This window comes from Halomonas sp. AOP30-A1-24 (genome assembly GCF_052378165.1).
Classification (GTDB): Bacteria; Pseudomonadota; Gammaproteobacteria; order Pseudomonadales; family Halomonadaceae; genus Vreelandella; species Vreelandella citrativorans.
Genome location: NZ_JBQSXL010000028.1, coordinates 1 through 13,944, shown reverse-complemented (window position 1 = coordinate 13,944; position 13,944 = coordinate 1). Strand labels below are relative to the sequence as shown.

The 13,944-nt window shown below is 56.4% G+C and carries 12 protein-coding genes; 10 read left to right on the top strand and 2 right to left on the bottom strand.

Annotated features, from left to right (window positions below):
• Positions 1–78: 78 nt before the first annotated feature.
• Entirely contained in the window at positions 79–3,156 is a 3,078-nt protein-coding gene (locus ACT3TJ_RS14670; RefSeq protein WP_193055079.1) for an efflux RND transporter permease subunit, read from the bottom strand.
• 11 nt (positions 3,157–3,167) lie between these two features.
• Entirely contained in the window at positions 3,168–4,226 is a 1,059-nt protein-coding gene (locus ACT3TJ_RS14665) for an efflux RND transporter periplasmic adaptor subunit (RefSeq protein ID WP_193055078.1), read from the bottom strand.
• A gap of 277 nt (positions 4,227–4,503) precedes the next feature.
• Between ACT3TJ_RS14665 and ACT3TJ_RS14660 the strand changes: the two genes are divergently transcribed.
• The 10 genes from ACT3TJ_RS14660 to ACT3TJ_RS14615 all read left to right on the top strand — a co-directional run.
• Positions 4,504–5,964, top strand: coding sequence for an efflux transporter outer membrane subunit (locus tag ACT3TJ_RS14660; RefSeq protein WP_193055077.1), 1,461 nt, complete (start codon positions 4,504–4,506; stop codon positions 5,962–5,964).
• 120 nt (positions 5,965–6,084) lie between these two features.
• The gene (gene cobT / locus ACT3TJ_RS14655; RefSeq protein ID WP_193055076.1) at positions 6,085–7,131 is read left to right on the top strand and encodes a nicotinate-nucleotide--dimethylbenzimidazole phosphoribosyltransferase; all 1,047 of its coding nucleotides are present in this window, start codon (positions 6,085–6,087) and stop codon (positions 7,129–7,131) included.
• Positions 7,128–8,093, top strand: coding sequence for an adenosylcobinamide-phosphate synthase CbiB (gene cbiB, locus ACT3TJ_RS14650; protein ID WP_193055075.1), 966 nt, complete (start codon positions 7,128–7,130; stop codon positions 8,091–8,093). The genes cobT and cbiB overlap by 4 nt, the downstream gene beginning before the upstream one ends.
• Complete coding sequence (gene cobD / locus ACT3TJ_RS14645; RefSeq protein WP_444665917.1) at positions 8,090–9,211, top strand: threonine-phosphate decarboxylase CobD; 1,122 nt, start codon at positions 8,090–8,092, stop codon at positions 9,209–9,211. The genes cbiB and cobD overlap by 4 nt, the downstream gene beginning before the upstream one ends.
• Complete coding sequence (locus tag ACT3TJ_RS14640) at positions 9,195–9,731, top strand: bifunctional adenosylcobinamide kinase/adenosylcobinamide-phosphate guanylyltransferase (protein ID WP_172118265.1); 537 nt, start codon at positions 9,195–9,197, stop codon at positions 9,729–9,731. Before cobD ends, ACT3TJ_RS14640 begins: the two co-directional genes overlap by 17 nt.
• The gene (gene cobS / locus ACT3TJ_RS14635) at positions 9,728–10,498 is read left to right on the top strand and encodes an adenosylcobinamide-GDP ribazoletransferase (RefSeq protein ID WP_444665915.1); all 771 of its coding nucleotides are present in this window, start codon (positions 9,728–9,730) and stop codon (positions 10,496–10,498) included. Before ACT3TJ_RS14640 ends, cobS begins: the two co-directional genes overlap by 4 nt.
• Positions 10,435–11,088, top strand: coding sequence for a histidine phosphatase family protein (locus ACT3TJ_RS14630; RefSeq protein WP_172118263.1), 654 nt, complete (start codon positions 10,435–10,437; stop codon positions 11,086–11,088). Before cobS ends, ACT3TJ_RS14630 begins: the two co-directional genes overlap by 64 nt.
• On the top strand, positions 11,040–11,471 hold the full coding sequence (locus tag ACT3TJ_RS14625; protein ID WP_444622446.1) for a bifunctional adenosylcobinamide kinase/adenosylcobinamide-phosphate guanylyltransferase: 432 nt from the start codon (positions 11,040–11,042) through the stop codon (positions 11,469–11,471). Before ACT3TJ_RS14630 ends, ACT3TJ_RS14625 begins: the two co-directional genes overlap by 49 nt.
• Before the next feature lie 166 nt (positions 11,472–11,637).
• On the top strand, positions 11,638–13,725 hold the full coding sequence (locus ACT3TJ_RS14620) for a type VI secretion system Vgr family protein (RefSeq protein WP_444622445.1): 2,088 nt from the start codon (positions 11,638–11,640) through the stop codon (positions 13,723–13,725).
• Positions 13,722–13,944 (top strand): hypothetical protein (locus tag ACT3TJ_RS14615; RefSeq protein WP_444622444.1); only part of this gene is annotated, 223 nt, incomplete at its 3' end. The genes ACT3TJ_RS14620 and ACT3TJ_RS14615, both read left to right, overlap by 4 nt.

The window sequence follows — 13,944 nt, the reverse complement described above, 5'->3', positions numbered from 1 at the left end:
CTCATAGACACAAGCCTAGTATAATTCAATTGGCCCGTACCGAACGTCGACTGTCGTAGCGGATGGGGCACTCAATAGTTACTCGTTTTCAACCTCGTCCCGTTTAATGCTGAAGAACAGCGCATAAAGCGTGGGTACCGCGACCAGAGTGAGAAGCGAAGCGAATGCTAGCCCGCCCATAATAGTGACCGCCATGCTGTTGAAGAACGCATCGGTCAGCAGCGGGATCATGCCCAGAATGGTGGTGCCTGCCGCCAAAAGTACCGGGCGCAGGCGGCTAATGCTGGCCTCAAGCAGTGCCTGGAAACGTGCCGTACCCTGACGAATCTGCTCATCAATTTCATCGACCAGCACAATGGCATTTTTCATCAGCATGCCAGAAAGGCTTAACATGCCGAGCAGGGCAGTAAACGAGAAGGCCAAGCCGGTCGCCAGCAGGCCTATAACAACACCGCATACCGACATGGGGACTACCAGCCAGATAATTAACGGTTGTCTGAGTTTTCCGAAAAGCAGAATGGTCGTCAGTACCATGATTAAGAAACTGATAGGCAGCTGCTGCGCCAGTGATGCTTGAGCGTCGCCGGAGTCTTCGCGCTCGCCGCCCCATTCCAGTGTATAGCCGGGCGGTAGCGGAATGGCTTCAATCTCAGCGCGGATCTCCTCGAAGGCCTGGGCCGCCGTGTAACCTGCTCCTGGCTCGGCGCCCACGGTGAGTGTACGCACGCGGTTACGCCGCTGAATCAAGGCCTCTTCACTGCGCGCCTCAAAGGCATCCACCACCTGCGTAATGGGGATGAACTGCTCTTGCGCTTCACTCCATACCTGCCGATCAGGCAGCAGCGCCACGTCATCTCGCTCCGCTTGAGGCGCTCGAGCCACAATAGGCACCAAATGCTCGCCTTCACGATAGGTGCCCGCTTGAATGCCTGACGTGGCAAACTGAAGTGCCTGAGTAATATCATCGCGTGTGACGCCAGCAATACGCGCGCGCTCCTCATTAATCACTGGTGCGACGATCAGCTCCTGTTGGCGCCAATCGGTGCGCTCGTCAATGAGAAAGGGGTTGGCCGCCATACGTGCTTCGGCTTCAGCGGCTAACCCACGCAGCACGCTGGCGGAGGCGCCCTGAAAGCGTGCCTCTATATCAGCGCCGTCGCCGGGCCCAAACTGCAGGCGCTGGGTACGTATTTGGGCATTAGGGAAGTGTTCATTTAAAGCGCGGTAAAACTGTCGGTCCAGCGCGGGGATAGCGTCGAGCTCTGCCGTACGCACGATGAATTGTGCGTAAGCGGTATTGGGCTGCTCGGGTGAGTAGGTCAGCATAAAGCGTGTTGCCCCACTGCCCACAAAACTTGCCACCGATACCACATCGTCCTGTTCGAGAAGGTAAGCTTCTATCTCTTCGACATCGCGTAGCGTGGCGCGAATGTCGGTGCCTTGAGGCAGCTCGTAGTTGATAAAGAATATAGGTGTATTTGAATCAGGGAAGAAGGATTGGGGCACTAGCGTAAAAGCCCACATGCAGGCTCCAGTAATCACCACCAGCGCCGCGACGGTAATAATGCGCAGCTTAAGCGCCATCAAGAGCACCTTGCGGTAGCTGCGATACATCAGGCCGCCGTATAAATCCTCTTCGTCATCCTGATTATTCTCTTCTTCATCCTCTTCACCTTTCTTGCGCAGCAGGTAGAAGCCGAACAGCGGGGTAACGATGAGGGCCAGCAGCCAGCTCAACATTAACGACACCAGAATGACGATAAACAGCGAGAACATGAACTCACCGGTTACATCATCGGAAAGGCCAATGCCTGCAAACGCCATAATGCCGATAATAGTGGCACCTAATAGCGGTATCTGAGTGCGTTGTGCGGATGCGCTGGCCGCCTTCTTGGCCTTCATACCGCGCTTTATATTGGTGACCATGCCTTCTGCCACCACGATGGAGTTATCCACCAGCATGCCCATGGCGATAATCAGCGCGCCGAGTGAAATGCGCTCCATCTCGATATTGAAAATGGCCATAAACATCAGCGTGCCGAGTACGGTCAGCAGCAACGTGCTGCCGACGACCACGCCAATCCGCCAGCCCATGACCAGGCACAGTACGCCGATAACGATACTCACCGACATCAGCAAATTAATCAGAAAGTCATTGATGGCGTCGTTAACGACATCGTGCTGTTCATAAAGCGGGTGAAGTTCAACACCGAGCGGAATACGGCTTTGCAGCTGCTCCATACGCGCTTCAACAGCGTCACCGACCTCAATGATATTCTCGGTTTCGATGCCCGAGATACCCAGCGTAAACGCGGTTTGACCGTTATAACGGATGACCTGGTCGGGGATTTCAGTGGGCTGTCGATAAATCGTTGCGATATCGGCCAGCGCTACCTGGTCGGTTGTGCCTGGCGCACCAATGCGGATCGATTCCAGTAGCGCGGTACTGTCGATGTTCGAGCGCGCGACAAGGCGTACCTGTCGATCACCCACCCGCAGTACTCCGGCGTCTTCGACGGCGTTTTCGGTTTGAATGGTATTGATTACCTGCTCGATGGGAATGCCGAGCGTGGTTAGCCGCTCATTGGAAATATCGAGATAAATCGTCTCTTCGCGTTCGCCTGCGCTAGTGACGCGGGCAACACCCGGTACCGCCAGTAGTTCGCGCTGAAGAAAAGTTGAAATATCGCGAATCTCACGGGTAGAAAAACCGTCGGCGGTGACGGCATAAAACAGCCCATATACTTCACCGAAGTCGTCGTTGACCTGAGAAGGTTGGGCGCCTTGCGGCAGGTCGGCTTGGGTATCATTAACCTTGCGGCGCAACTCATCCCAGATTTGTGGCAGTTCGTCACTACCATAAGTAGAGCGTACTTCTACCTGGATTTCTGAGCGGTTGGGCACCGATTTGGAATCAAGCACGTCTATTTGCGGCATTTCCTGAATGGCGCGTTCCAAGCGCTCGGTAACCTCTTCCTCAACCTCTTCAGCAGTGGCGCCAGGGTAGGGAGTGTTGATGATCGCGTAGGGAATGGTGAACGATGGATCCTCCAACTTGCCCACCGCATTAAACCCCCAAATACCCCCAAACAGACAAAGTACAACAATCAGCCAGGTGTTGATGGGCCGCTCGATTGAAAGCTTCGCAATATTCATGACCACGCCCCTTATAGCGATGCTTCAAGCGGTTTGACCTGCATGCCATCACGTAGCAAATGAACACCCGCTGCAACGATAGACGCACCGTCTTCAAGGCCCGCTGTAATAATCACCTGGTCACCGACGATGTCGCCGGGGGTAACGCGTTGCGGCGATACCGTGCCTTCATCGCCGTCGTAAATCCACACCTGAAATTCGCCTTGTTCATCGTTGTCCAAGGCGCTGCTGGGCACCATGATCAGCGGTGTCTCAAGGGTGTTTTTAAACGCGATAAAAACGCTGGCGGTCGTGCCGGGGAGGGCGATCAACGGGACGTCCGGGGTTGGGGCATACTCTACTTCATAGGTCTGGGCGATTTCGTCAGGTTCGGTGGCATGTTCCCGATACTCAAGCGAGAAGCGCTGCCCCGGTAGGGTGGCAATCTCGGCCTCGACCTTAAAGTGATGGTCTCTTTCAAGGTGCTGCATTAACGCTTGGGGCACGTTAAAGCGTACCCGCAGCTCGGAGATATCCTGAATGCGCACCACCTCTGTATTGGGTGGGACCGTTGTATGATTCTCGACTAAACGCCGGGATACGAGCGCATCGAACGGCGCATTAAGGGTGGTGTAGGCAAGTTCCTGACGCGCGCTCTCAAGCTGGGTTTCGGCAAGCTCGGCCTCCGTTTGGGCGCTATCCAATGCGGATTGGGAAACGGCGTCATGGGCCCGCAGGTTGCGCTGTCTTACCAGGTGGCGGCGAGCTTGCTCGTACTCGGCTTCGGCGCTGCGAACCTGTAAGGCATAGTCGGTCTGGTCGAGCCGGGCGATTAACTCGCCGCGTGGAATCGTTGCACCTTGAACGGCGGGAAGCGCCTCAATGCGCCCGCCTACCTGAAAGGCCAGGTTCACCGTGCTCAGTGCATCCACGCGGCCTACAAATCGGCGGCTTGGGTAGACCTCTTGCTGGCTTGTTTCATAGAGCTTCACAACTTGGGTCGGGTTAGGTTGCGTTTCATCATCGTTGCCACAACCCACGGTTAATAAGGGGGTGAGCACCAACAAAATCCATAAAAAGCCCGGCCTCATTAGCTGCCTCCATGCAAGCGGTCAAATCCATTTTTAACTAACGTATTATTATCACTAGGGTATCTTTATAACCAGGGTGTCGTTATGCAAGCTAGCAACTATAGTCGTTAGAATCATAGTCGTTAGAACCATCGTCGTTAGAGCCATAGCTGTTAGAACTATAGTAGTTAGCAGGGAGTGCGACGAACGGTTGTTTAATTTTATCCTGAGATAATTATTTGAGTGGATGAATAGCTCAACGGTGGCAAACACTGTAGAAGAATGCAAAGGAGTGCAGATGTACAAGGGGAACGTCAAACGCCGTTGGTTAGGGGTGGCGCTTGTCGCTTTATTAAGTGGCTGTACGGTAGGGCCTGATTATCAGCGTCCTGAAATAGCGCTACCGGATACCTGGCCTGAGCGTATTACGCTCAGCCAGGCAGAGCGCAGCGAATGGCGCGATTGGTGGAAGCAGTTCAATGATCCCGCCTTAAATACGCTGGTTGCCCGTGCCACGCAGGATAATCTCGAATTGGCCGTTCAACTGGGCCGTATTCAAGAGGCCCGAGCACAGTTGGGGTTGGCCGATGCCGAGCTATTCCCAAGCGTTGGTTACCAAGCTGAAGCTAACCGCGAACGCATGCCTGGGGCTTCCATACCCATCGATATTGAGCCGGTGCAAGACTTGCTCACCTCGACCAGCAATCAATACTCTCTCGCGGGTAGCCTTGAGTATGAATTTGACCTTTGGGGACGGTTGGCGCGCCAACGCGAGGCCGCCATCGCCATGTTTGAAGAGAGTCAGTTTGCCCACGATGCCGCTGAAATTGGCGTCATTGCGGATGTTGTCACTACCTATTTCGATCTTAAAAGCGCTCAGTACCAGCAGGCGATACTTGAAGAGACGCAGGCCGCTTACGAAGAGACGTACCGGCTGCAACAACTGCGGTTCGAGTTGGGTGAAAGCAGTGAACTTGAGGTGCGCCAGGCTGAAGCTGAGTGGCAGGGCGCGCGTACTGAACTCCCGCAGGTTACTCAGCGGGTAGAGACGCTGAGAGGCGCCTTGGCCGTGCTGGCGGGGATGTCACCGCGTGAACTAATGGGCGAGCTTGATTTTGGCGATACGCATCTACGCGAAATTGCTGAGCCTGCGCGTATTCCGCATTTACTCCCTTCAGAACTGCTTCAGCGGCGGCCAGACCTGCGGGCAGCGGAGGCTGAGCTGATCGCCGCTAACGCCCAGGTTGGTGTGGCCGAAGCCGGCCGTTTGCCATCGCTGAACCTCAATGCTTCCCTGGCAAGCGTGGCGGCCAATACCAGCGACCTGTTTACCGATAATGCACACTCTTGGGGGCTTGGTGCATCAATTGTTGGGCCGCTTCTGGATTTCGGGCGCAGCCGAGCCAATGTGGAAAGCGCGGAAGCGCTGGTCGAACAAGCCGATGCGCAGTATCGACTAACCGTGTTGACCGCCTTCAACGAAGTACGCGATGCGCTGTATAACTACGATATCAGCCAGCAGCGCGTCGAGGCAGTCAATGACCAGCTTGAGGCGGTAGAGCGGGCGCAGGAGCTTGCGGTGCTGATGCATGAGCAAGGGCAAGTCAGCATGCTGGAAAGGCTCGACGCTGATCGCTCGCTGCTTTCAGCCGAGCTTGACCGTGCGGATGTGCAGCGCGAACGGTTGGCGGCGGCAGCGACGTTATTTAAAGCCCTGGGCGGCGGGTGGCAGGCCAATCCTCCGGCAACACTGCAATAGCACCAGCGTAACGGCTAAAAAGCCAGGTGCGCGGCGATGAAAGAGCAACGTTAAAGCCCCAACGTTTGTTACTATTTGAGGCTTAACTGTCTGTTTTCTTTTACGCTACCGGAGCTCGCTATGCATTCCCTTATTGCCCAGATACAACCTGTTGATTACGCTGCTGGTGATAGGGCAAGGGCGTATCTGGACACGCTGACCAAGCCGCCTGGAAGCCTTGGGATGCTAGAGCAGTTGGCGATTCAGCTTAGCGAAATTAGCGGTGAACGTGCGCCTACTCTTACGCCGCCTGGGGTCGTGGTGTTTGCCGCGGACCATGGCGTTGCCGCCGAAGGCGTTTCTGCCTTTCCCCAAGCGGTTACGGCACAGATGGTCGCCAACTTCGCCAGCGGAGGTGCGGCAATCAACGTGTTTGCCCGGCAGGTGAACGCCAGGCTGGAAATCGTCGATGTGGGTGTCGTAGGCGATATTGATATGCCGGGCGTGGTCGTCAATAAGATACGTCGCGCCTCGGGAAATATTGCTATTGAAAATGCCATGCTCCCCGAGCAAGCCCAGGCGGCAATTGAAGCAGGCATTAATGCCGTGACGCGCGCTCACCAGGCGGGTTGCCGTAGTGTGATAGTAGGCGAGATGGGCATTGCCAACACCACCGCGAGTAGCGCCATGCTAGCGGCCTTGACCGGTACGCCGGTGGCTCAGGTGGTGGGCGCAGGCACAGGGCTTAATAGCCATCAGCAAACCCATAAGGTGAATGTTATTGAACGGGCGCTTGCGGCGCGGCATTTTGAGGCGAATCAACCGTTAAGCGTGCTGGCCGCCTTGGGTGGGCTTGAAATAGCCGCGATGACCGGCGCCTATTTGGCTGCAGCCGCTTATCGCCTGCCCGTCATTGTCGATGGTTTTATTGCTAGCGTGGCCGCACTGACTGCCTGCCGAATTTGCCCCGCTGTAAGCGGCTATCTTGTATTCGGTCATCGCTCTGAAGAGCCAGGCCACGGGGTAGCGCTGGAAGCGCTTGAGGCAACACCGTTACTCGCGCTGGGCATGCGCTTGGGGGAAGGCAGCGGTGCCGCGCTGGCTTTCCCTTTGCTCCAGGCGGCTACCGCCATGATGGCTGAAATGGCGACGTTTACCTCCGCCGGTATCGCGGACAAAACAGCGTGACCCTGCTACTGCTTATTACACTCGCTATCGGATTGGATTTACTACTAGGCGACCCTCGCTCGTTGCCGCACCCGGTCGTTTTCATTGGCCGCATGATCAGCTTTTTAGAAAAGTGCTGGAATCGAGGCACTGATTCACAGCGAAAGCGCCGAGGATTTCTACTCACCGCAACCGTCGTCATTGCCGTATGGGGTGTTAGCTGGTCAGTGCTTGCGCTGTTAACGGCGATTAACGTTTGGCTTGGGTTAGTTGCAGAGCTCTGGCTGCTGGCTACAACGCTTGCCATTAAAGGGTTGGCGGATGCAGGCCGAGCCGTCGCGGTACCGCTGGCTAACGGCGATTTGCCGGGCGCACGCCAAGCGCTTTCCATGATTGTAGGGCGCGATACGGCAGCGCTCGATGAGGCTGAAATCACTCGGGCGACGGTGGAAACCGTGGCTGAAAATACCGTGGATGGTATTACCGCACCGCTGTTTTTTGCCGTGATAGGTGGGGCGCCGTTAGCTCTGGCGTATAAGGCGATTAATACGCTGGACTCCATGGTCGGGTACCGTAACGAGCGCTTTGAGAATTTTGGCTTTGCCTCGGCCAAACTGGACGATATAGCCAACTGGTTGCCTGCCCGAATCACCGCGTGTTGCCTTTGGTTAGGCGGCATTTTATTGGCCTTGGTGGCCAATAAGCCGCTACGCTGGCGAGGCGCGCTACGTGCCACTTTCCAAGAGGCCCCGCGTCACCCAAGCCCCAATGCCGGTTGGCCAGAGGCCATGGTTGCCAGGCTATTGGGTGTGCAGCTGGGTGGGCTTAATACCTATCAAGGGGCTGTTTCTCGGCGCGCAACGCTTGGCGAGCCACTGGCGCCACTAAACGTGACGCACATTGGGGCGACCATTCAACTAATGCATGTAGGGTGGCTGCTGTTTATGGGGCTGATGGGGTTGCTATGGGTGGGGGTAAGGTGAGCTATAAAGCAGAGCAGTGCGCCTCTCACTGGCCAAGCCATGGTGGCCAGCCAGCCGCACTTTTAAAGCGCTTTGGGCTACCCGATGCGCATCCGATAGAAGACTTTAGCGCCAACCTTAATCCGCTTGGCCCGCCTGAGTGGGTGGCAAACGCGCTCACTACGTCGATTGCGTCGCTTGCCCATTACCCGGCACCTGATTATCGCGTGGCTCGGGAAGCGATAGCCGCCTACCACGGCGTTACGCCCGAGCAGGTACTGCTGACCAACGGGGGCGCCGAGGCGATTTTTTTAGCGGCAGCCCGGTATGCGGGCAAGCGCGCCGCCATCGTGACGCCTGGCTTTGGAGAGTATGCGCGCGCCTGCCGCGCACATCGTTTGCCAATTACTTATGTTGCGTTATCCGCTCCAACGTTTGAGCTTGATCTCGACGCGTTAATGGCATCACTAAAAGGCATCAGCGTACTGCTTTTATGCCGCCCCAATAACCCTACCGCTACGTTGATTCCACTGAGTATCATGCAGGCGTTATTGGCCCGCACGGCAGCGATAGGTTGCGATGTGGTGGTTGATGAAGCGTTTGTCGATATGACCGTGCAGGTGGGGGAAAGAGCGTCGTTAACGCCCCTGTTGACCGAGTATCCGCATCTACTACTGCTACGCTCGATGACCAAGTTTTATACGTTGCCGGGGTTACGCGTAGGCTACGTGCTGGCGTCTTCGGTGGCCATCCAAACGCTGGCGGTGCATCAACCTCCCTGGAGCGTAAATCAGATGGCGGCTGCGTTGGTGGCGCCGCTTCTTCGGGATGCGGTGTTTGCTGAGCAAACTCGCAGCTGGCTAAGCCAGCAGCATCCGCTGATGGAGGCATCTCTGCCTACAAAAGGGCTTGATGTCGTCACCAGCACGACGAATTTTTTTCTGGTAAGGCCTAATAACACTTTGCGTGAAAGGGGGCTTACCAGTAACGTACTTTTTGAGCATCTGTTGCGAAACGGCATACTGGTTCGTCATACGCATAACTTTGCAGGTCTGGACGGCGATTGGGTGCGCATTGCCCTGCGTGGCGCAACAGCGAACCAACGATTACTAAAGGTACTGAATGATTGTCTTTGTTAGTGGCGGCGCTCGCTCGGGGAAAAGCGCAGTGGCCGAGCAACTGGTAATAAAAGCCGCCAAGGGGAGCAGTTGCTACTACATTGCTACTGCGGAGGTTTATGACGCAGAGATGGCGGCGCGAGTGGCACGCCATCAAAGTACACGGGATACGCGTTGGATCACGATAGAGGCGCCCATTGCCATTGACCAGGCGATCGCACAAGTGCCCGATGGCGCCGCTGTATTGTTGGACTGCCTGACACTCTGGGCCAGTCAGGTGCGTTACGCGGGTGGTTTAACTGACTCCCAAGGCAAGGCGCTGTTAGCTAAGAGCGTACAAGATGCGCGCTCGCGAGGCATTCACCTGGTGCTGGTGTCCAACGACCTCAATGAGGATCTGCCTTCACCTGATAAAGAGCTCTGGAGTTTCCTGACGTTTTTACAGGCACTGCATTGCTGGCTGGCGGCTGAGGCAAACTCGGTGCTTGAAGTGGTGGCTGGGCATGCCATTGAGTGGAAACCCAAGAGTGAGCCTTCATGAAAAATGCTTTTTATGGTGGTGCGCTTGCCCTGCAGTTTTTAACCCGCTTACCGGTACCGATTGCTTGCCCTTGGACACCTAAAACCCGCCGCTGGGCTATCCGTGTCTATCCCCTGGTGGGGCTATTGTTGGGTAGTTTGTTAGCGCTGCTGGCGCTGTTGCTTCAAAACGCGCCCACGCCAATTGCCGCACTTGCGCTGCTCAGCCTATGGGTGGGCTTGAGCGGTGGCTTGCACCTGGATGGGGTAATGGATTTAGCCGATGCACTGGGCAGCAATCAGCCGCTGGCGCGCCGCTGGGAAATCATGAAAGACCCCCAAATTGGCAGTTTCGGCATCCTGGCGCTGCTTTTTTTGCTTGCCTGGAAAGGCGTCCTGCTTTGGGCATTGCTGCAATACGGTGCTCCGCTCTGGTGGTTGGTGGTACTCCCCGCGCTGGGGCGGTGGGGCGGTGCAATGCTACTGGTACTCACGCCATGTGCTCAACAAACAGGGCTGGCCTGGGCCTGGAAACAGTCGCTTGGCCTGCGTGATGTACTGCTGGCGCTGGTACCTTTGCTGCTGCTCGCGCTTTTTTGGCCGGGCATTATGGCAATGTGTCTTGCGACGGGCTTATTTGTAGTCGCCAGCCGATGGGTGCTGATGACACTGTTCCAGGGTATTAATGGTGATATGGTGGGTGCGACGATAGAAGGGGGTGAGTTGTGGCTGATGGGGTTAATGTTGAGCTGGTGGTGGTACGCCATGGCATCACCGCCTGGAATGTAGAGCGCCGCTATCAGGGGCAGCGCGATATTCCGTTGTTATTTCCTGATGCTGAAGAGGGGCTTTTAGCACTTCGCGAAGCGCTAGCAAGCGAGCGTTTTGACGCGATCTATTCAAGTGACCTTCACCGCTGCCAACAAACGCTTGAATGGATTCAAGCGGCCAAGCCGGGGGTGCCGCTACGTTTGGAATCTCGCCTACAAGAACTCAATTTTGGCGATTATGAAGGCAAGGTTTACGATGAACTTAAGGACTTGCCGCATTATCGAGCCTGGGTGGATAGTGTCGGCGAGCTACAAATTCCCGGTGGCGAGTCCGCGGCTCAGTTACGTGAGCGCTTGGCGCTTTGGCTTGCCGATGTAGCGAAAGATGCCTTGGCGCATGGGTATCACAAGATTCTGGTCGTGACGCATGGCGGCGTTATCCGCGAGCTTCGTCGCCGCTTTGAAACGATTGAGTTTTGGGATGGCGCGGTGACTCAGGCCCAGGGAAGACGCTGGCAATTGACGTATCACCCCGGCGATTGTGGAAAAGGAGAGTGGCTATGCAACTGTTCATCGGCGGTGCCTGTGCCGGTAAGCGAAGCCTTGTAAAAACACGTTTTCCAAGTGCTGTCTGGTGGCGGTTAGCGCCTGGGCAGCGCTTACGTGAGTGCGCCGGGATAATGTTGCCCAGCACACCATTAATACTGCATGGCGTACTGGAGTGGCTCTCAGCCTCCATGGACTCAGATGCAGGAAGCGATGGCTGGCGGTCACAATGGTGCGATGATTTAAACGAGCTTCTGCAATCTGCCAAGGCGCAGCAAACAGCGCTGGTTATTATCGCCAGCGATATCGGCCGAGGCATAGTGCCCATTGAGCGCCATCAACGCCGCCTGCGTGATTTAAACGGCTGGTTTAGCCAAGACGTTGCGGAACGTGCTGAGCACGTTTGGTATGTGCGCCATGGGTTGGTGCAGGGATTACCTAATTAAGTAGCGGCACGTTTTTCTTTAGTACGTCAGTTTTATCCTGCTTTTGTAAGAGATCTCTTACTTTTTTGTAGGATATTGTCGCTTTTCGCGCTTAAAGGTTTGTTCTTCAGTGAGTTACCGCTATTCTGGACGTTTGTCTTTTTATTACGTTCCAGGGAGTGGCACGATGGCTAACGGTAAGGGCCTACAATTCACCCTGACGCTGCCCGGCGTTGATGATATCGCGGTGATCGACTTTACCCACCGCGAAGCGCTCTCCCAGCCTTTTGAACTGGTGCTCAACCTGGCCAGCCGCGACGGCCGGCTGGATGCCGCCGAGCTGCTGGACCGCGAAGCCACCCTGACCGTTTGGCAGGATGGTGAAGCGTTGCGTCATGTGCACGGTATCGTTAGCGAGTTTGGTCGCGGCGACCGCGGCCATCGGCGCACTTTTTACTCCCTGGTGCTGCGCCCGGCGCTTTGGCGGCTTTCGTTGCGCCATAACTCGCGTGTCTTCCAGAAAGTCGACCCGCTAACCATCATCAATACCCTGTGTGATGAGCGCGGCATTACCGATGTGGCCTTCGCCGTCACCCGCGAGCTGCCCGAGCGCGAATACTGCGTGCAGTACCGCGAGACTGACCTGGCATTTATCGAACGCCTCGCCGCCGAAGAAGGGCTGTTCTACTTCCACGAATTTGAAGAGAGCGCCCACCGGCTGGTATTCGCCGATGACCCTCAAGTGCTGGCGAATGTAGGCGAGCGCACTTACCACAGCCGCGCCGGCGGCACCGCGCCCACCCGCCATGTGCGCAAGCTCAGCCACACCGCCCGTGTGGCAGCGGCCACTGCCACCCTGAAAGACTACAGCTTCAAGAACCCGGCCTACGCCCAACTGCACGAACACCTGGGCCGCGACGTGGAAACCCACGGCCAGCAGATGGATTACGAGCACTTCGATTACCCCGGCCGCTACAAGCAGGACGCCTCCGGCCAGCCGTTTACCCGCATCCGCCTGGAAGAGCTGCGCCGCGAAGCGATCACCGCGAATGCTGAAAGCGACCTGCCCGAACTTGCCCCCGGCGTGCGCTTCAGCCTGACCGACCACGACACGCAAAGCCTCAACCGCGACTGGCAGGTGGTGGCCGTACACCATACAGGCGAGCAGCCCCAGACGCTGGAAGAAGACAGCATCAGCAGTAGCGAATCGGGCGGAATGACACGCTATTTCAACCAGGTCACCCTCATACCCGGCGACGCCCCCTGGCGCGCCACGCCCAACCCCAAACCGCGCGTGGATGGCCCCCAGGTCGCGTTTGTGGTCGGCCCGGAAGGCGAGGAGATCTACTGCGATGAACACGGTCGCGTAAAAGTACAGTTCCCCTGGGACCGCTACGCCGAACCCAATGAAACCGCCAGCTGCTGGGTGCGCGTAGCCCAGGGCTGGGCAGGCGGCGGCTACGGCAGTATTGCGATTCCACGCATCGGCCACGAGGTGATCGTTTCTTTCCTCGAAGGCGACCCGGACCAGCCGCTGGTCACCGGGCGTACCTACCACGCCGTCAACATCCCGCCGTACCCGCTACCCGAACACAAGACCCGCACCGTGCTGCGCACCCAGAGCCATAAAGCCGAGGGCTTCAACGAACTGCGTTTTGAGGACGAAGCCGGTGAAGAGCAGATCTGGCTGCACGCCCAGAAAGACCTAGAGCTATTAACGCTCAACGACCGCATTGAAGAAATTCGCAACGACAGCTTTCTCAAGGTGCACAATGACCGTATCAGCGAGATCGATGTTGATGACCACCACACGGTGCATGGTAACCGCTTCGAACACGCCGAAGGCCAACAGCACCTGACCGTGCAAGGCACCCTGCATATCAACGCTGGCCAGGCCTGGCTGAGTGAAAGCGGCCGCGAACTCCACATCAAGGCCGGCCACAAGGTGGTGCTGGAAGCGGGCAGCGAATTGACCCTCAACGCAGGGGGAAGCTTCCTAAAACTGGATGACGGCGGCATTACCATTTCAGGCCCCAACGTCAAGGTAAATGCCGGCGGCAGCCCAAGCAATGGCACCGGCCAGGCCGCCGAAGGCCCACTGCTGCCAGGGCGGGCGCTGGCGGAGGTGCATGAGGATGTCACCCTGGGGCCTGTTTTTGGTAAACGGCTTGAGCAAGCGATGGCTGATGATATCCCTTTGGTTGAACTGTGCCAGTTACAGCGTGATGGAAGCTGCCCGCTTGCTGATTGCCCCTGCAGGAATAATGTGGCGTGATGAAAGTCATTCAAGCAAGCACGTTAAAGCAACTGCTGAATCAGAATAACGGACTGCAGCATTGGCTGGTGCTGGAAGAGAACGGAAAAACGTTATCGTCTCTTTATCGGCAACTGCAAAATGCCGATTTTGATTTGTTGTTTCTCCAGACCCGCTATAAAAATTTTTTGAAGCGTAGTCCTATTATGATGCCTTTGAACCAAGCCACTGGTGCCATTT